15 protein-coding genes and 1 pseudogene are annotated in these 18,934 nt (G+C 70.6%); 8 read left to right on the top strand and 8 right to left on the bottom strand.

From position 1 onward, the window contains the following. Positions 1–3: 3 nt before the first annotated feature. The 6 genes and pseudogenes from ACWD4G_RS31225 to ACWD4G_RS31200 all read left to right on the top strand — a co-directional run. Positions 4–619, top strand: a pseudogene (locus ACWD4G_RS31225) (IS110 family transposase); the annotation flags it as partial. A 975-nt stretch (positions 620–1,594) separates the two neighbouring features. Further along, positions 1,595–1,951, top strand: coding sequence for a hypothetical protein (locus tag ACWD4G_RS31220; RefSeq protein ID WP_451299326.1), 357 nt, complete (start codon positions 1,595–1,597; stop codon positions 1,949–1,951). Positions 1,952–2,573: 622 nt separating this feature from the next. Next, positions 2,574–4,268: an FAD-dependent monooxygenase gene (locus ACWD4G_RS31215; protein ID WP_451299324.1), complete on the top strand. Its 1,695-nt coding sequence runs from the start codon at positions 2,574–2,576 to the stop codon at positions 4,266–4,268. Between the two features lie 217 nt (positions 4,269–4,485). Beyond that, complete coding sequence (locus ACWD4G_RS31210; protein ID WP_451299322.1) at positions 4,486–4,632, top strand: putative leader peptide; 147 nt, start codon at positions 4,486–4,488, stop codon at positions 4,630–4,632. A 79-nt stretch (positions 4,633–4,711) separates the two neighbouring features. Then, complete coding sequence (locus tag ACWD4G_RS31205) at positions 4,712–5,281, top strand: cysteine dioxygenase (RefSeq protein WP_451299320.1); 570 nt, start codon at positions 4,712–4,714, stop codon at positions 5,279–5,281. Positions 5,282–5,385: 104 nt separating this feature from the next. Further along, positions 5,386–5,763 carry a rhodanese-like domain-containing protein gene (locus tag ACWD4G_RS31200; protein WP_451299536.1) on the top strand — a complete coding sequence of 126 codons (378 nt, stop codon included), beginning with the start codon at positions 5,386–5,388 and terminating at the stop codon, positions 5,761–5,763. Between the two features lie 103 nt (positions 5,764–5,866). On the opposite strand, the gene ACWD4G_RS31195 is transcribed toward ACWD4G_RS31200, so the two are convergent. The 5 genes from ACWD4G_RS31195 to ACWD4G_RS31175 all read right to left on the bottom strand — a co-directional run bounded on the left by ACWD4G_RS31195 (position 5,867) and on the right by ACWD4G_RS31175 (position 10,639). After that, positions 5,867–6,475, bottom strand: a complete 609-nt coding sequence (locus tag ACWD4G_RS31195; RefSeq protein WP_451299318.1) for a DUF6461 domain-containing protein — start codon at positions 6,473–6,475, stop codon at positions 5,867–5,869. Positions 6,476–6,525: 50 nt separating this feature from the next. Continuing rightward, positions 6,526–7,362: a recombination regulator RecX gene (gene recX / locus ACWD4G_RS31190; RefSeq protein WP_451299316.1), complete on the bottom strand. Its 837-nt coding sequence runs from the start codon at positions 7,360–7,362 to the stop codon at positions 6,526–6,528. A gap of 3 nt (positions 7,363–7,365) precedes the next feature. Next, positions 7,366–8,499 (bottom strand): recombinase RecA, encoded by a 1,134-nt coding sequence (recA, locus tag ACWD4G_RS31185; protein WP_451299314.1) that lies wholly within the window; start codon positions 8,497–8,499, stop codon positions 7,366–7,368. Between the two features lie 341 nt (positions 8,500–8,840). Further along, entirely contained in the window at positions 8,841–10,241 is a 1,401-nt protein-coding gene (locus ACWD4G_RS31180; RefSeq protein WP_451299534.1) for an AI-2E family transporter, read from the bottom strand. Positions 10,242–10,444: 203 nt separating this feature from the next. Continuing rightward, entirely contained in the window at positions 10,445–10,639 is a 195-nt protein-coding gene (locus tag ACWD4G_RS31175) for a DUF3046 domain-containing protein (RefSeq protein ID WP_451299312.1), read from the bottom strand. 79 nt (positions 10,640–10,718) lie between these two features. On the opposite strand from ACWD4G_RS31175, the gene ACWD4G_RS31170 reads away from it, so the two are divergent. Continuing rightward, positions 10,719–11,663, top strand: a complete 945-nt coding sequence (locus ACWD4G_RS31170; RefSeq protein WP_451299310.1) for a hypothetical protein — start codon at positions 10,719–10,721, stop codon at positions 11,661–11,663. A gap of 34 nt (positions 11,664–11,697) precedes the next feature. Here ACWD4G_RS31170 and ACWD4G_RS31165 read toward each other — a convergent pair whose 3' ends face one another. The 3 genes from ACWD4G_RS31165 to ACWD4G_RS31155 form a co-directional block, all read right to left on the bottom strand. Beyond that, positions 11,698–12,006, bottom strand: a complete 309-nt coding sequence (locus ACWD4G_RS31165; RefSeq protein WP_451299308.1) for an AzlD domain-containing protein — start codon at positions 12,004–12,006, stop codon at positions 11,698–11,700. Then, positions 12,003–12,800, bottom strand: coding sequence for an AzlC family ABC transporter permease (locus ACWD4G_RS31160; protein ID WP_451299306.1), 798 nt, complete (start codon positions 12,798–12,800; stop codon positions 12,003–12,005). Before ACWD4G_RS31160 ends, ACWD4G_RS31165 begins: the two co-directional genes overlap by 4 nt. A 109-nt stretch (positions 12,801–12,909) precedes the next feature. Further along, complete coding sequence (locus ACWD4G_RS31155; RefSeq protein WP_451299304.1) at positions 12,910–13,743, bottom strand: AraC family transcriptional regulator; 834 nt, start codon at positions 13,741–13,743, stop codon at positions 12,910–12,912. Positions 13,744–13,893: 150 nt separating this feature from the next. On the opposite strand from ACWD4G_RS31155, the gene ACWD4G_RS31150 reads away from it, so the two are divergent. Next, positions 13,894–18,882: an ATP-dependent helicase gene (locus tag ACWD4G_RS31150; RefSeq protein ID WP_451299302.1), complete on the top strand. Its 4,989-nt coding sequence runs from the start codon at positions 13,894–13,896 to the stop codon at positions 18,880–18,882. The last annotated feature ends 52 nt before the right edge of the window (positions 18,883–18,934 follow it).

The following is an 18,934-nucleotide window of genomic DNA, read 5'->3' as shown; positions in this document are numbered from 1 at the left end:
TCCATCGCATTCCAGGACCATCCGGAAGGCGGGCTGACCCCGGCTCCGCCAAGAAAGTCTTCGAAAACCAGCTACCCGACAGTGAGCCGAAGCTGGGGCCGTCTTCGGCAAACTGACCGCGAAGTCGACACCCTCCTGGTGATCGTGGACCGACCCGCCTCGATCCGCGCCCTCCGGCTGGCCGTCGCTCGCGATACGGGCCACAAGACCGCCTACCTGCCCGGACTTGCCATGCACCGGATCGCCGACCTGTTTCCGGGAGAGGCGAAGACCGACGCGAAGGACGCCGCAGTGATCGCAGATGCGGCCCGCGTGATGGCGCACACCCGACGCTCACTGGAACTGATCGACTGCGCAAAGCCAGCCGCCGCAGATCGTCGAAACCATCAGGCCCACGGCCCCAGACATCGTTGCCAGCACCTGCACCCTCGACCTCGTCATCCCGTCGCCGCTCCGCTCACTCATCGCCGTCCACGAGCAACGCCGGGCCCGGAATTCCACGTCGAGACCTTGCTGGGGGGGGGAACACCCTCTTTCCCCTGTTCTGACCTCGATGCCGGGGGTTGCGGCCAGGACCGCCGCCGTCCTGCTGGTCACCGCCGGCGACGGCACCTTCTACGAACACCGAACCCCACACCTCCGTTGACGAAAGATATAGAGGAGCCCCCCCGACCAGCCACTTCGACTACCAGTTATTCACCGCCCTGAGCGAGACCCTGAACGTCGCAGCGGCATCCTCGCGGCCACGGCCCTCGACCAACGCGGCCACGGCGCGCATCCGCAACGCTTCCTGTGCCGACGGCGACCAGTACCGGGCGTACGACCCGTTCACTTCAGAACCCAGCCGATTCGAGCCAATAGCATGATTGACGGGAAACGAGTCGACGAATTCTGGCCATCTTGCGGCGAAAACTATACGCACGAATTCAAGCCGTCGCACGACCGAAAATTAACGCCTCAGTCACCCTCAGCGGCTTCCCGTTCCAGACTTTCCTCTTTTCTTTCGATGTTCAGCGACACGAAGCTCAAATAACCCTCAGAATTTCAACCTCACGCTTGCCCGAGTCCCGTCAGACATGAAATCGTCATGAGCATGCAGAGGACGAAAATCTCTCTGCACGCAGGGGGAAGCACGGCATATAGACCAATGCCATGCCTCCTGCTTCTCGTCAGGCAAAGTCACGGACTTTTGCCGCAGAGAAAGTAGGTGAAGAAAGTTGCTGAAGAGCATTCACATTCGCCGGACAGTCGCCGCCCAGGCATTTGGAATATTACTGATCGGCATGGTGTCTATTGGCACCGGAGCTCCCGCATCAGCCTCTGACGTCAACATCATGGCGCGGCCCACCGGTTGCAACTATGAGGTCTGGGGTTCATGGGGAAGCGTCGCCAACTGCCGAAATCACAACGGCGGATCTTACCGAGCCCTCGTCAGATGCAAGTACCCGGAAGGGAAGGTGCATGCCCTGGTGGGCCCATGGAAGCAGACGGGAGATTCCCGAGCATACTGCCAGGGGGACTCCAAAGCGGTTTCCGCAGGAATCGAGACCCGAGTCTAGAAAGCGACCGGATCATTCGAGAAAGAAGCTGAGCATTGAAGAAGAAGCATTCGAGCATGCTTGCCGCCATGGGAATGGCAGCCTGTTTCACTCTCGGACTCCAGGGAACGGCAAATGCGGCCTCTACGGGACATGCATCAGTCTCGGGTGATGTGTCCATCATGGCCTGGCCGACCGGGTGCTCCAACGGCAAGTACGGAGAAGGCTGGGAGGCTCAGTGCCGTAACAGCAATGGCGGGCACTACAAGGCGACCGTGACGTGCAGTCCCGACAGCGGCGGCAAAGCGATCGTTCGCTATCCTTCGGTTTGGAAGTCCAAGGGACTTTCCATAGTCCACTGCCCACCGCTCACCTTTGTCGTGGGTGGCGGCATCATCACAAAGGCCAGTTAGCGGTTTCGTGATCTTGTGACGAGCCCCAGCTAGATCGGCAGGTCACCGCGTGATCATCGGGAACGTGTGGACTCCTGAAGATTATGCGGTGGCCGCAGGCCCAGCATGCTGGCCGGCGATGTCCGATCAGTCGTTGGCCTGGATCGCCGGGCGCTTCGCCAGACTTGAGCCTGCGAAACGGCCCGCACCTAACTGCTCGTGGCCGCTACTGAACGCAAGAGCGTTGGCCAGCCGCTACAACGGCTCATACGCTGTACCCACTCTGAGGCACACGCCATCCGCGCCTATGCCACGGAGTGCGTCAACGACTCCCGAGCGGGAGTCGTTCCTCAGCTCGGCAACCGAGCAGGGGGGCGCTGATCGTTCGTCGGACCCCACCCGCCCAGGCACTCCCCGATCCCGATCCGCATTCACGCGATGGCTCCCGCATGACACGACGCCCAGAGGCACGCTGTAGACATGGGAGAACATCTCAGGGCCAACGGCCCGACCGCCACTGCCTCCGTCACTTGACGCAAACCCCGGCAATGGGTTGCATACGTTCTGTGATCGTGCACCCTGCTCCAACTTCCTGTTCAGATACGTCCGCCAGGACACCGCTGCGGGCAGGGGGCGCCGCGCCGTGGACCCGGTGATCATCGTCGGGGCGGGGCCCGTGGGGCTCGCGCTCGCCCTCGCGTTGGCCCGCCAGGAAGTTCCGTCCGTGGTCCTCGACGAAGGACCCGGCAAGGACGAACAGCGGCTCGCACGAACAGCCGTACTACACGAGGACACCGCCGCCCTGCTGGAACGGTTGTCCGGTGTCCCTCTCACCGAGGCCGGCTTCCGCTGGACCGGTTGGCGGTCGATGCGCCGCAAGCAGCTGATGCGCCACGTACGGTTCGAGGCATTTGGCGAAACGCATCCTCAGATCGGTGCGGGAGGCCCTCGCAGCGGCACGGACGACACCGTCGAAGGCTCTGCCGATCTCCCGCCGCTCCACATCGCCCAGCACGTCCTGACCACCGCTCTGCGGGACGCCATCGCCGGCGAACGGCTCGTCAAGATCGCCGTGGAAAGCCGTGTCGACGCCATCGAACAGGAGACGTCCGGCGTCACGGCCCACACCCGCGGTCCCAAGAGCACATGGTGGCGCGGCAGTTACCTCGTCGGCTGCGACGGGCCGCGTTCAACGGTCCGCAAGCTCCAGGACATCCGCTTCCCCGGTCGCACGGCCGTGGAGCGCCACGCCGTGGCCGCGCTGCGCGCCGAACTCCCCTGGCCCGGAGAAGCGTTGCTGCACCGTATGCCGCCGTGGCGGACAACGGGCCCCTCCGGCGGCGAAGTGGCCGCTCGCCCGCTCAACGACGGTGTCTGGCGCCTCGACTGGCTCCTGCCCCCGGGCAAGGACCTGGTCACACCCGAACTCCTCGTCGCCCGTGTCCGCGAGACCCTCGCGGGCTGGACCGGCGGCTCCACGCCGCCGTACGACCTGCTGGACACCGGCGTGCACACCGTTCACCACCGGCTCGCCCGGCGTTGGCGGGTCGGGCGGGTCTTCCTCGCCGGGGACGCGGCGCATCTGCTCGGCGCACTCGGCACCCAGGGCCTCGACGAGGGCCTGCGGGACGCCGACAACCTCGCCTGGAAACTCGCCCTGGCCTGGCACCACGGCCCGCACGAGGCCCTGCTCGACAGCTACCAGACCGAGCGGCGCGCGGTCGTCGCCGCGCGCCTGCGCACCGCCGACCAGGTGCTGCCACTCCTGCGCGGCGGCAAAGGGCTGCGCTCGTACGTCCCCGGCTCGGGCCGGGGCCATGACGCGCTGCTCGCCGAAGGCCATCTGGGGCGCGGCCAACTGGGTGCGCCGGGGGCGTACACCGACTCACCGCTGATGCCCCCGCCCGCCGAGTCGGAGGCACCGGTCGACACCGAACCGGGCGCCCAGGTCGCGGACGTCCAAGTCACCGCCGAGGACGGCACGTTCGTCCAGCTGCGGGATCGGCTCGGGCGTGGAGCGCTGCTGGTGGTGCTGGTCGCGCCGGGTACGGGGGTGTGGGAGCGCAAGCACTGGGTGAGCGCCGGTATCATGCCCCGGCTCGCGGCCGCCGTGTCCGCCCTCCCGCACTCCGCCGAGCTCCTGGTCGCCGAGAGCTACCCCGGGGCCGCCGCCCACACCGTCCTCCTCGTCCGCCCCGACGGCCACCTCGTCACCGCGCTCACCGGGGTACGCCCGACCGACCTGTACGCGGCGGCCGAGGCCACGCTCGGCGGGGCGAGGCAACAGCCCGAGACGACCGAGGCGACCGAGGCGACGGCTGGGTCACGCTCGGGGTGAGGGAGGCGCCGGGTGGTGGAGTGCGCCGCCATGCGGCACAGTCTTCCGCGGTGCGGGCCGGGGCCAGGGGCGCGCGGGGACGAACGCGCACTCCCGGAGCGCCTGTTCTCGAAGCGCGCACTCCCGGAGCGTCCCCTTGCCGGATCGCGCACTCCGAGACTCGATCACTCCACGCTCGAACTGCTCTCGATCAACCGTTCTCGGATCGGCCGTCACTGTGTGTCCACATGTTTACGGTCAGTTGACCGTTCCTCGCGGTCATGGTGTACTCCGGTCCGTGACCGACACCTCTACACGCCTGTGGCGGAGGGTCCATATGGACCTCCTCCGCTATGCGGGCTGCGTGTGTCGTCCGTCCTGCTGAATTCGCCACCCTCACTTCCCGCGCGCACCGCCCATGGGCCTGCGCGCGCCCACCGCGAACGCACTTCAGGACGGTACCCGTGTCTGTGTCCCCGCCCCCCTCCCCCGCCCCCTCGGGCCCAGCCTCCGCTCACCCCGCCTCCGCACCAGCCGCCCCGGCCCCGTCCCAAGCCGAACTGCTTGACTTCGTACGCCGTGTCGCCGCCGACGCCGAGCTGATCGCCTCGCTTCCGCTCGACCCCGAGGGTCGTACGTGGGTACGACTCGACGGCCCCGGCGGCAGTGAGGCGTGGCTCATCGGCTGGCCGCCCGGCACCGGAACCGGCTGGCACGATCACGCCGACTCGGTGGGCGCCTTCGTCACCGCCGCCGGTGCGCTCAAGGAGAACTCCCTCGCCGCCCGACTGCCCACCGACGGCTGGCAAACCCTCGAACTCACCGAAGGCGTCGACCGCGAACGGCAGTTGACCGCCGGCAAGGGCCGCTCCTTCGGCCGCCATCACGTGCACGAGGTCCTCAACGAGTCCCCGGACCGTCATGCGATCTCCGTCCACGCCTACCACCCCCCGTTGCCCCGCATCCGCCGCTACAGCCGCACCGGTCAGGTGCTGCGTCTGGAGCAGGTCGAACGCCCGGAGGACTGGCAGTGAGCAGCCACATCGACCGCCCGACGGGTGCCGGGGACGCCGTCGACACTCCCACGGCCGCCCCGGCGCACGGCCCCGCCGACGCCCCGGCGAACACCCCCGTCGGCATCGACGAGTTGCTGGAGCGGGTCCGGGCGAGCCTGGGCCGGGTGGAGCCGCAGGTGGCATTCGACGCCGCGCAGGCGGGTGAGGCCCTCCTGGTCGACATCCGCTACGCCGCGCTGCGCGACCGCGACGGCCTCATCCCCGGCGCCCTCGTCGTCGAACGCAACGAACTGGAGTGGCGTCTGGACCCCCGGGGCAGCCACCGCGCCCCCGAAGCCACCGACCACGACCTGCACGTCATCGTCATCTGCAACGAGGGCTACGCCTCCAGCCTCGCGGCCGCCTCCCTCCATCAGCTGGGGCTGCACCGGGCGACAGACCTGATCGGCGGCTTCCAGGCCTGGAAGGCTGCCGGGCTTCCGGTGACAACAGCTTCGTGACGTCCTGGTGATCGCCATGAGGGTCCTGGAGAGCAACCATGGCGGTTTCACCACCGCTACCGGATCACAGCAGCCTCGTATCGCCAACGGGTGATCAGGGCGGTCAGGGCAGTCGGCCGGAGCTGATCACAAAGGCGGGAAGGCGGCTGCGCTCCACGTCGTCCCGGGACAGGGAGACCCCGAATCGTCGCTGTATGACGGCCAGGGTGTTCCTGACCCGTACGCGGTGGTCGGAGCCGTCCGGCCCGGCGTATGTGCCGTCCGGGTGCAGTACACCGGCGTCGACCAGCTCGGGCAGCAACAGATCGGGCCGTTCGCCCACGCGCCACGCTTCCTCGCCTATGCCGAACGAACAGGCCAGGGTCCCGTCCTCGGCATAGGAGAACCTCGCCGGTGGATGGTCCCAGGCCGGGACCAGCTGTATCGCCTCCGCGCCCCGGGCTATGTCCTGCAGCCGATCCCCGCCGTCCTCGAACCCGTACAGGACGGCAAAGGCCCATCCCGCCTCGGAACCGACCCGCGCCACGGTCTCCTCGTCCGTGCCGAGATCCATCACACGGTCCCAGGCCTCCTGGCCCGTGAGCGGTGGGGGAACCGACGCCGGCAGCCCGCCCAAGCGCGCTCCGAGCTCCTCCGGTGTCACTCCACGAGCGAAGAACACGGTGTGCGACCAGTCGTCCTGGTCCGCCAACCACTCGATCCCGTCACCCATGACCGCATCTCCTCCCCCGTCTCGGCAGCGTCGGCTCAGTACCTCTTGTCTCAGTACCCCCCGTCCTCCAACCCCTCCGTGTCCTCCCCCTCCTCTTCCAACGCCTGCCGGACGACCCGGAGGGCCATGCCCTCGGCGTAGCCCTTGCGGGCGAGCATGCCCGCGAGGCGGCGCAGGCGCTTGTCGCGGTCGAGGCCCCGTGTGGAGCGCAGTTTGCGGGCGACGAGCTCGCGCGCGGTGGCCTCCTCCTGCTCCGAGTCGAGCTGGCCGACGGCTTCGTCGATCAACGCCGAGTCGACGCCCTTGGTACGCAACTCCCGGGCGAGGGCCCGCCGGGCCAGGCCCCGGCCGTGGTGGCGGGACTCCACCCAGGCATCCGCGAACGCGCTGTCGTCGATCAGACCGACCTCCTCGAACCGTGACAGCACCTCGTCCGCCACGTCGTCGGGGATCTCACGCTGGCGGAGGGCGTCGGCGAGCTGCTTCCGGGTGCGCGGGGTCCCGGTGAGCAGGCGCAGGCAGATCGCTCGCGCCCGCTCAGCCGGGTCCCCTGAGGACTCCTCTTTCCCGGCCCTCGACGAGAAAGAAGAACCCCCGTCCTTCGGCCCCCCGGTCGGCGAATTCCCGCCGCCCGGGCCGGAGTCCGGTCCGTCCACCGGTTCCCCGAAGCCACGCCGACGCCGACCGCGGCCGCTTCTGCCGCGCCCGACACCGTCCGCCTCGGGGCCGTACGGCCCCGGCTCCTCCATTGGTCCCAGTCCATCGGCCGGCCCGAACCCTTCCAGCGGTCCGAACCCGTCCCCGGCGGTTTTTCCGGTACCCCGGCGCCCCCGGCTCTCGGGGGCACTGGGGTATGCGTACTCGCCCCAGTCCGTTCTGCGTGTCACGGACTAGCTCTTCGCCGCTGCGGCCTTGGTCTTGGGGGTCTTGGCCGCGGTGGCGGACGCCGGCTTCGCGGCGTCGTCCGTGGCGGCGGGCGTCGCCGAGACCGCCGCGTCGGCACCCGGCTCGGCGGTGGGCTCCTCGGGCCGCACCCCCACGCCCAGCTTCTCCTTGATCTTCTTCTCGATCTCGTTGGCCAGGTCCGGGTTGTCCTTGAGGAAGTTGCGCGCGTTCTCCTTGCCCTGGCCGAGCTGGTCGCCCTCGTACGTGTACCAGGCGCCGGCCTTGCGGACGAAGCCGTGCTCCACGCCCATGTCGATCAGACCGCCCTCGCGGCTGATGCCCTGGCCGTAGAGGATGTCGAACTCGGCCTGCTTGAAGGGCGGGGCGACCTTGTTCTTGACGACCTTGCAGCGGGTGCGGTTGCCGACCGCCTCCGTGCCGTCCTTCAGGGTCTCGATGCGGCGGATGTCGATGCGCACCGAGGCGTAGAACTTCAGCGCCCGGCCACCGGTCGTGGTCTCCGGGGAGCCGAACATCACGCCGATCTTCTCGCGGAGCTGGTTGATGAAGATCGCGGTGGTCTTGGACTGGTTGAGCGCGCTGGTGATCTTCCTCAGGGCCTGGCTCATCAGCCGGGCCTGCAGACCCACGTGGCTGTCGCCCATCTCGCCCTCGATCTCCGCGCGTGGGACGAGCGCGGCGACGGAGTCGATGACGATGAGGTCGAGGGCGCCGGAGCGGACCAGCATGTCCACGATCTCCAGGGCCTGCTCGCCGTTGTCCGGCTGGGACAGGATCAGGTTGTCGATGTCGACGCCGAGCTTCTTCGCGTACTCGGGGTCGAGGGCGTGCTCCGCGTCCACGAAGGCGACCTGGCCGCCGGCCTTCTGCGCGTTCGCCACCGCGTGCAGGGTCAGGGTCGTCTTACCGGAGGACTCGGGGCCGTAGATCTCCACGACGCGGCCACGCGGCAGGCCGCCCACACCGAGGGCCACGTCGAGAGCGGTCGAGCCGGTCGAGATGACCTCGATGGGCTCCTTCGACCGCTCGCCCATGCGCATGACCGCGCCCTTGCCGAATTGTCGTTCAATCTGTGCGAGCGCGGCGTCGAGCGCCTTCTCGCGGTCGGTTCCTGCCATGGGTTCCACCCGGTTTGCTTGATTCGATCGCTTCACGTGAAAGACGCTAACGCCTGCCACTGACAATGGGCCCCGACGCCCGCCCAGCCTGTGGATAACTCGGGCACTTCTCCACGAAAACCCTTGCGAAATGCCCCTTCCAGGCCCCGCCGGAGCCTCCATAAGAATGGATGTTCGATTTTGGTGTCAAGCGCACCACGCGGCTCCCGGGGGAGTGGGCCGCCCACCGGCACGACAACGGCCGGATGCCGGGAATCGGCATCCGGCCGTGGGCCGTGTACAGGGGTGGGGAGGCGGGAGTCGCGCCTCGATCGGGCTCGCCGCCGGGCGGAAGCGCCGCTCTAGCGGGTGCCGTTTTGCGGCTCGGTACTGTCTTCCGACCCGGTGCCGCCTTCCCGTCCGGTGCCGCCTTCTCCTCCGGCGTCGGCGACGGACGCCGTGTCCGGGCTTTCCGTACCCGGGCTCTCCGTGTCGGGGCTCTCCGTGTCGGGGCGTGTGGCGTCCGAGCGCGCGGTGGCGTCGCCTCGCTCCGCCCGGTCGCCCGTCGCCCGCTTCGCGCCCCACTTCGGCTCCAACGTCCCCAGCCGCTCACGCACGCGCGCCAGGATGTCCGTGTCGGGCCCGGTCGCGCTCTCCGGCTCCTGTGGGCGTCTGCGTATCCGGGTGAGGAGGCTTCCCGAGCCGCGTCTGCGGTGGCCGTGCACCCGGGGGTCGTCCGTGACGTCGTACCGCTTCACGTACGCGCCGAGGAACGCCTGCAGGGTGGCGACGGCGGGGATGGCGATGAGCGCGCCGACCGCGCCGAGGAGCGCGGTCCCGGCGATGACCGATCCGAAGGCGACGGCCGGGTGGATGTCCACGGTCTTGGCGGTCAGCTTCGGCTGCAGCATGTAGTTCTCGAACTGCTGGTAGATGACCACGAAGACGAGCACCCACAGGGCGTACCAGGGGTTGACCGTGAAGGCGATCAGCATCGGCAGGGCACCCGCGAGATAGGTGCCGATGGTGGGGATGAACTGCGAGACCAGGCCCACCCAGACCGCGAGGGCGGGCGCGTAGGGAACGGTCAGGTACTCCAGCAGGATGTAGTGCGCGACGCCGGAGATCAGCGCCATCAGGCCGCGCGAGTACAGATAGCCACCGGTCTTGTCGACGGCGATCTCCCACGCGCGCAGCACCTCCGCCTGTCTGGCGGGCGGCAGCACGGAGCACAGCGCCCGGCGCAGCCGCGGTCCGTCGGCGGCGAAGTAGAACGAGAACAGGGCGATCGTCAGCAGCTGGAACAGGCCGCCCAGGACCTGTGCGGAGACGTCCAGGACGCCGGTCGCGCTGTTCTGCACATACCTCTGCAGCCAGTCGGAGCGGAGCAGCCCCTCCTGGATGTCGACGCGCCTCAGCTCGGTGTGGAAGCTCGTGTTGATCCAGCTGATGACCGAGTCGAGGTACGCCGGGAAGTCCTCGACCATCTTGATGATCTGGCCGGCGAGCATCGAGCCGAGCAGGGTGACGAATCCGGCGGCCCCGACCAGCGTGATCAGGAAGACGAGGCACGTGGCGAAGCCCCGGCGCAGCCCCTTCGAGGCCATCCAGCTCACCGCGGGCTCGATCGCGAGCGCCAGGAAGAACGCGATCAGGATGTTGATCAACAACCCGATGAGCTGGTGGAAGGCCCAGCTGCCCAGCTGGAAGACGGCGACGAGCGACAGCGCCAGCACCATGGCGCGCGGAAGCCAGCGGGGCATGCGGGCGCTCGATGCGGCGCCGGGTCCGGCCGGGGGCCCGGCGGGCGGCGGCGTACCGAACGGGGATGCCTGGGGCTCGATCTGCGCGGTCTCGTCTGTGGGGGCCACGGACCAAGTCTCGCCCACCACACTGACAATCAGTCCCCGCCCCCGTGTCCTGCGGGCTGGCAATGGACGACCGTCCGTCGAAGCGCGTGTCTCTTTCAGCGGTTTTCGGCCGGAACGCCCATGGTCGCGCACACCACGCGCCACACGTCCTTGGCCTCCCAGCCGGCGTCCAGCGCCTGGTGGACCGTACGTTCGCCGAGTTCGGACATCACATGATCGCGCGCGAAGGTTTCGACGTATCCCTCACCGAAGTGATCCGCCATCCGCTGCCAGAAGACCGTCAACCGCATGACTCCAGTATCCCGCCCCAGGGGGTGGGCCCGGCCGGGACGGCTTGCCGACACCGCTTTCCGCCCTACGGTCTGACGCATGGCCGAAACCGGAGCATCCCCACGCCCCTCGTCGCCCCCGGCGCACACTCCGCTGGTCCGCGCCGAGCGGTTCGTCTGGCTGACCGCGCGCGTGCTGGAGCAGCGCCGCTTCGCGTACCACTTCCTGAACGGGAGCGCCGACGCGGTCGAGACCGCGCTGGCCGCCTACCACAACGCCGACGAGGGATACGGTCACGCGCTCGAACCCGATCTGCGCGGGCCCGTGAGCCAGCCCCTGCACACCGGGCACGCGCTGAAGGTCCTGGACTCGATCGGACGGTGCGGTGGACAGCGGGCGGAACGCGTGTGCCGCTATCTGACCTCGGTGTCGACCGCCGACGGCGCCCTTCCTGCGGTGCACCCCGCCCAACGGGGTTATCCGGCCGCTCCCTTCGTACCGATCGTCGACGACCCGCCCAGTGATCTGTTGGCCACCGGGCCGGTGGTCGGGCTCCTGCACCGCAACCAGGTATGGCACGCGTGGCTGTTCCGGGCCACCGACTTCTGCTGGCAGGCGGTCGAGTCCCTGGAGAAGTCGCACCCCTACGAGGTCCAGGCCGCCGTGGCGTTCCTGGATTCCGTACCCGACCGCCCACGCGCGCGGGCGGCAGGCGACCGGCTGGGCCGTCTGGTGCGCGAGCAGCGGCTCGCCGTGCTGGCCCCGGACCGGCTGGAGGACTTTCCGGTGTCGGCCGGTTACGCGCCGGGCGAGCACCACTTCCCGCACGACTTCGCGCGTACTCCGGAGTCGCTCGCGCGCGCGTGGTTCACCGACGAGGAGATGGCCCTCTCCCTCGACCACCTGGAAAGCGAGCAGCAGGAGGACGGCGGCTGGCCCGTCCGATGGCGCCAGTGGGCACCGAGCACCTCCCTGGAGAGCCGTCCCATCGTGACGATCGAAGCGCTGCGCACGCTCCGCGCGTACGGGCGTCCCCTCGGCTGAGCCAGGATCAGATCCCCGCTCACCCCGGCTCGCCTCAGCCGGTGAGCGCCCGTACCCCGGCCGTCACGACCACCGCCGCCGCCACGACGACCAGGAAGGGAGCGCGCAGGAGCAGCGCGAGGGCCGCTGCGGCGAGCCCTGCGGCCCTCGCGTCCAGCACGAGCACCTGGCCGTCGGCGAAGGTCTGCTGGGCTGTGAGAGCGGCGAGGAGGGCCACGGGGAGCAGGGCGGCCAGCCGTTGCACGAGGGAGCGTTGCAGGACTCCCTCGGGGACCAGGAGACCGATGAGCTTGACGGCGTAACAGCCGAGGGCGGTCACGGCGATCGCGATCCAGACGTTCATCGGTCCGTCCCCTGTCGGCTCTCCTGGCGGTCGTCCAGGAGGTGGCCTCGCGGATCGTCCTCCGCGTCCACTCGCCCGTGGTGGGTCTTCCGGCGCCCCTCCGCCCAGAGGACGATCGGGGCGGCCAGGGCGGACACCAGAACGGGCACTCCGGCGGGCAGCACGGGCAGCAGGCCGAGCCCCAGGACGACGGCCGTACCGGCCACGACCCGCTCCCTGGTGGTCTTCACCATCGGTGCGAGCAGCGCCAGGAAGACAGCGGGTCCGGCGGCGTCGAGGCCCCATGCGTCGGTGTCGCCGATGGCCTCGGCGCCGAGTGCGCCGAGCAGTGTGGTGAGGTTCCACAGCACATAGAGGCTCAGCCCGGTGACGGTGAACCCGATGCGGGCGGCGCGGCGGGTGGGCTGGGCGAGGGCGACGACCGTGGTCTCGTCGATGACCCACTGGGCGGCGAACGGCCGTATCGCGCGCGGGAGGGCGAGCAACTGTGACAGACGCAGCCCGTAGAACGCGTTGCGCATCCCCAGGAAGAAGGCTCCGGCAGCCGCCGTGAAGGGATTGCCGCCGGCCGCGAGGGCGCCCACCAGGGCGAACTGGGAGGCGCCGGTGAACACCAGGAGGCTCAGCGCGCAGGTCTGCGGCAGGCTGAGCCCGCTGCCGGCCGAGGTCACCCCGAAGGCGAACCCGGACAGTCCGACGGCCACCCCGACTCCCAGGGCGTCCCGGACGACGGCTCGGTCCGGCTTGGGTCCACCTGCGTCGTCAACGCCTACGAAAGCTGTCTGCTCTGCCACGTCCGGGACGATAGGAGCAGCCACCGTCAGGAGTCTTGTACGTTCTTGCGGCGCCCACGCGTTCCTTCCCGATGGCCGGCGGCCGACGTCGCCCTCACACGCGCGTGCCTCATGCAGGACCTGCCGCGCGCTCCTTCTGGTACGCGCCCGGGGGCACGCCCACGATCCGGCTGAAGTGGCGGTTGAGGTGGGGCTGGTCCGTGAAGCCGACGGCGACGGCGGCCTCGGCGGGAGGCGTGCCCGCGTCGAGCAGGCTGCGGGCGCGGCGCACGCGGGCGTCCGTCAGCCAGGTGTGCGGTGGCATGCCGTAGGCGCTGCGGAAGGCCCGTAGCAGGGCGAAGGGGCTGGTGCCGAGGTCAGCGGCGAGCCGCTCCAGTGTCGGCGGCTCCGCCATGCGCTCCTCCAGCACGGCACGCGCGCGTGCGGCGACGCGGGCGCCGGCCGTGCGGACGGCGCGTTGGGGAAGCGGTCCGCCGTTCAGGCGCAGCAGCCGGGTCACGGTGACCCGGAGCAGGGTGTCGGCGGCGAGCGCGTTGCCCTCGTCCGCGGCCCTCAGCACCTGGTGGACGAGGCCCGCCGCGTACGGGTCGTCGAGGACGGGGCTGATGAAGCCGGGGGTGCCGCGGATCGTGGTGGTCTCGGCGGCGATCTCGGCCACGACCCCCGGCGACGGGTAGACCACGCCGTACCGCCAGCCCTCGGGGACGCCCGCCCGGCCCGTGTGCGGGGTGTCGGGGTTGACCAGGGCGAGCGTTCCCGGGCCCGCGTACTGGTCGGTGCCGCCGTGCTGGAAGACTTCCACCCCGTCGGCTATCGCGGCGATCACGAAGTGCTCGTGGGTGTGCCGCACGAACCTCTTCTCGATGTAGCGGGCCCGCAGCAGATCCACGCCGGGAAGGTCCGAGTACCGCCAGTGCCGCGCGCGCTCCGCCGAACCTGCCATGCCCCCATTCTGCGTCGCCGCCCGACCGATGCCCGCCGGTGCTCCCTAGCCTTCAGCGGTCCCGCCCGCCCCGCAGCCTTCCCCACCACCCCAGCGACCGCGTTTCCGCAGGTCCGGGCCGTTGTCAGTGGGTGGGTGCAGGATGGGGGCATGGTCAGCTCCGCAGATCGAGCCCTCGACGGCTTCTCCCCCGCGACCCGCGGCTGGTTCACGGGGGCGTTCTCCGCGCCCACCGCGGCCCAGGCCGGCGCGTGGCGGGCGATCGGCGAGGGCTCGGACGTGCTGGTGGTGGCCCCGACGGGCTCCGGCAAGACCCTGGCCGCGTTCCTGGCCGCGCTGGACCAGCTGGCGTCGACGCCTCCCCCGGCCGACCCGAGGAAGCGCTGCCGGGTGCTGTACGTGTCGCCGCTGAAGGCCCTCGCGGTGGACGTGGAGCGGAATCTGCGCAGTCCGCTGACCGGTATCCGTCAGGAGTCGGTGCGTCTGGGGCTGCCTGAGCCCGAGGTGAAGGTGGGCATCCGCTCCGGTGACACCCCGGCCGCCGAGCGCCGCGCGCTGTCCACACGTCCGCCGGACATCCTGATCACCACCCCCGAGTCCCTGTTCCTGATGTTGACGTCGGCCACGCGCGACGCGCTCACCGGCGTGGAGACGGTGATCCTTGACGAGGTGCACGCGGTCGCGGGCACCAAACGCGGCGCCCATCTCGCGCTCTCCCTGGAGCGGCTCGACGAGCTGCTGCCGAGGCCGGCACGCCGGATCGGCCTGTCCGCCACCGTGCGCCCCGTCGACGAGGTCGCGCGGTATCTCTCCCCCCGCCGCAAGGTCGAGATCGTCCAGCCCCCGTCCGGCAAGGAGTTCGACCTCTCGGTGGTCGTCCCGGTGGAGGATCTCGGCGAGTTGGGCGGCTCCCCGGTCGCCGACGGCAACGAGGGTGCGGAGCGACCGTCGATCTGGCCGCATGTCGAGGAGCGCATCGCCGACCTCGTCCAGGCCCATCGCTCCACCATCGTGTTCGCCAACTCCCGCCGCCTCGCGGAGCGGCTGTGCAACCGGCTCAACGAAATCGCGTACGAGCGGGCCACCGGCGAGCCCCTGGACGAGCACCACGCCCCGGCCCAGCTGATGGGCGGCTCCGGCGCGGCCCAGGGAGCGCCCCCGGTGCTCGCGCGGGCGCACCACGGCTCGGTCTCCAAGGAGCAGCGGGCCCTGGTAGAGGAGGACCTGAAGGCGGGTCGGCTGCCGGCCGTGGTCGCCACCTCCAGCCTCGAACTGGGCATCGACATGGGCGCGGTGGACCTCGTCGTCCAGGTGGAGTCGCCGCCCTCGGTCGCCTCCGGCCTCCAGCGCGTGGGGCGCGCGGGACACCAGGTGGGCGCCGTCTCCACAGGCGTGGTCTTCCCCAAGTACCGCGGTGACCTCGTCCAGGCCGCCGTGGTCACCGAGAGGATGCGCGGCGGCTCCATCGAGTCCCTGAGAATCCCCGGCAACCCCTTGGACGTGCTGGCGCAGCAACTGGTCGCCATGACGGCGATGGACACCTGGCAGTTCGACGACCTCCTGGCGATGGTCCGCCGGGCGGCCCCCTTCGCCTCGCTCCCGGAGTCCGCGTTCACGGCCGTCCTCGACATGCTCGCGGGCCGCTACCCGTCCGACGCCTTCGCCGAGCTGCGCCCGCGCGTGGTGTGGGACCGGGTCGCCGGTACGGTCACGGGCCGCCCCGGGGCCCAGCGGCTCGCGGTCACCTCCGGGGGAACGATCCCGGACCGGGGCCTCTTCGGGGTCTTCCTCGCGGGCGCCGACCCCAAGAAGGGCGGCGGCCGGGTCGGCGAGCTGGACGAGGAGATGGTGTACGAGTCCCGGATCGGGGACGTGTTCACCCTCGGCACCAGCTCCTGGCGCATCGAGGACATCACACGCGACCGGGTCCTGGTCTCCCCGGCGCCGGGTGTCCCGGGCCGACTGCCCTTCTGGAAGGGCGACCAGCTCGGCCGTCCGCTCGAACTGGGCCGCGCGGTGGGCGCGTTCCTGCGCGAGGTGGGCTCCCTCACCCAGGAGGACGCCCGGCTGCGTCTGCTGGCCGCCGGACTCGACGCCTGGGCCGCGGACAATGTGCTCTCCTACCTGGCCGAACAGCGCGAGGCCTGCGGCCATGTCCCCGACGACCGCACGATCGTCGTCGAGCGCTTCCGGGACGAGCTGGGCGACTGGCGGGTCGTCGTCCACTCCCCCTTCGGCGCCCAGGTACACGCCCCGTGGGCACTCGCCCTGGGCGCCCGTCTCTCCGAGCGGTACGGCATGGACGCCCAGGTCATGCACGCCGACGACGGCATCGTGCTGCGCCTGCCCGACGCCGACCTGATGGGCCTGGACCTCCTCGACATGGAGCCCACGAAGGGGGGCATGGAGTACGACGCCGAGCAGGCACCCGTCGGCGCGGCGGACGTCGCCTTCGACAAGGGCGAGGTCGACCAGTTGGTCACCGACCAGGTGGGCGGCTCAGCCCTCTTCGCCTCCCGCTTCCGCGAGTGCGCCGCCCGCGCGCTCCTGCTGCCCCGCCGCAACCCCGGCAAGCGCACCCCGCTGTGGCAGCAGCGGCAGCGCGCCGCCCAACTGCTCCAGGTGGCGAGCGAGTTCGGGTCGTTCCCGATCGTCCTGGAGGCGGTCCGCGAATGCCTCCGGGACGTCTTCGACGTCCCCGGCCTCGCCGAGCTGATGGGCGACATCGAGTCCCGCAAGGTCCGCCTCGTCGAGGTCACCACGCCCGAGCCGTCACCGTTCGCGCGTTCGCTCCTCTTCGGATACGTCGCCCAGTTCCTGTACGAGGGCGACTCCCCGCTCGCCGAGCGCCGTGCCGCCGCCCTGTCCCTCGACTCACGGCTCCTGGCGGAGCTGCTGGGCCAGGCGGAGCTGCGCGAACTGCTCGACGCCGAGGTGCTGGTCGAGTTGGAGCGCGAGCTTCAATGGCTCACCGAGGACCGACGCGTCAAGGACGCCGAAGGCGTCGCCGACCTGCTCCGCCTGCTCGGCCCGCTCACCGAGGCCGAGTTGGCCGAGCGGGGTGCCGAGCCGCAGTGGGCGCCGGAGCTGGCCCGGGCCCGCCGCGCCATCCGGGTCCGGATCGCCGGAACCGACCACTGGGCGGCGATCGAGGACGCCGGCCGTCTGCGGGACGCGCTCGGCACGGCCCTGCCCGTCGGTGTTCCGGAGGCGTTCACCGAGCCGGTCAAGGACCCGCTCGGCGACCTCCTCGCCCGCCACGCGCGCACCCACGGCCCCTTCACCTCGGCCACCGCGGCCGCCCGCTTCGGTCTCGGCGTGGCCGTCACCGACGGGGCGCTCCACCGACTCGCCGCGAACGGCCGGATCGTGCAGGGCGAGTTCCGCCCACCCGTCGCCCACCACCACCCTTCCAACGAGGCGCTTCGCGCCGCCTCTCTTGATCCGGGCAGCGGCCAGGAGTGGTGCGACGCGGCCGTGCTGCGCCGACTGCGCCGCCGTTCCCTGGCCGCACTCCGGCACGAGCTGGAGCCGGTGCCGCCCGCCGCGCTGGCCCAGTTCCTGCCCCAGTGGCAGCACGTGGGCGGCGGTCACGGGCTGCGCGGGATCGACGGCCTGGTCCGCGCGATCGAGCAACTCCAGGGAGCTTCCGTCCCGGCCTCCGCCCTGGAAAAGCTGGTCCTGCCGTCCCGGGTCGCCCACTACACCCCCGCGATGCTCGACGAACTCACCGCCGCCGGCGAGATCGTCTGGGCGGGCGCCGGAGCGCTCCCCGGCAAGGACGGCTGGGTCTCGCTGTATCTGGCGGACACCGCCCCGCTGCTCCTGCCGCCCCCACACCCCCTTGAGCCGACCGCGCTCCACCAGTCGATCCTGGACGCGCTCGCCGACGGCTACGGCCTGTTCTTCCGCCAGATCGCCGACCAGGTCCGCGCCACCACCCACCCGGACGCCACCGACCCTCAACTGGCCGACGCGCTCTGGGATCTGGCCTGGTCGGGCCGGCTGACGAACGACACCCTGGCCCCCATGCGCTCCCTGCTGGGCTCGGGCCGCACCGCCGGCTCCACGGCCCACCGCGCCAAACGCACGGTCCCGCGCGGCCGCTACGGCTCCCTGACCGCCGCCGCACGCCCCCAGTCCCGTACCGGCCCGCCCACGGTCGCGGGCCGCTGGTCACTGCTCCCCGCGCTCGAATCCGACCCCACGGTCCGCGCGCACGCCCTGGCCCGCACCCTTCTCGACCGCCATGGCGTGGTCACGCGAGGCGCCGTGACCGCCGAGGGCGTCGAAGGGGGCTTCTCCGCGACCTACCGCGTCCTGTCCGCCTTCGAGGAGACCGGCCAGGCCCGACGCGGCTATGTGGTCGAGGGCCTGGGCGCGGCCCAGTTCGCGATGGACGGCGCGGTGGACCGCCTACGGACGGTGGCCAACGCCCGCGAACGGGGCGAGCATCTGCCGCACACCACCTCGACCGACATCACCCACGGCCAAGACAGGACTCCCCTGCCGGACCGGGCAGCCACCGATCGCCCCGGCCCGACCTCTCACGCACCCGGCCCGGCCCCCCACGCGGGTGCCACCGACGTCCCCGACGGCTTCGGCACCGAGTTCGACCTGCGCGCCTTCACCGACCCGGACGACGACTTCGACGCGCTGCTCGGCACACCGGACACGAACACCGCACCTTCCACGGACGCGTACTCGGCAAGAAACCGCTCCCCTCACCGCGCCCGGTCCACCCCCTCCCCCCGGGCCGTGGTCCTGGCCGCCGCCGACCCCGCGAACGCGTACGGTGCCGCCCTCCCGTGGCCCGACCCTCCGACGGAGGCGGGGCACAAGCCCGGTCGCAAAGCCGGTTCCCTGGTCGTCCTCGTGGACGGCGAGCTGACCCTCTACATGGAGCGCGGCGGCAAGACACTGCTGGCCTGGCCTGCCGACCCGGACGCAAGGCCCATGGACGACGCACGCCTCCAAGACGCCACCGCCGCCCTGGCCGCGGCGGCTCGCGCGGGCTCCCTGGGCACGGTCACCGTGGAACGCGTCAACGCCACCCCCTCCCTCACCTCCCCCTACGGCCCCCTCCTGGAGTCCGCAGGCTTCATAGCCACCCCGAGAGGCCTACGCATTCGAGCCTGATCCAGCCCAACATCCTGATCCGGGCCGACACTTCACCCCGGTCCCTAGCCGA

Source organism: Streptomyces sp. NPDC002643, from assembly GCF_053592555.1.
Note: the sequence above shows the minus strand (reverse complement) of the source record. Positions and strands in the feature narration are given on the sequence as shown.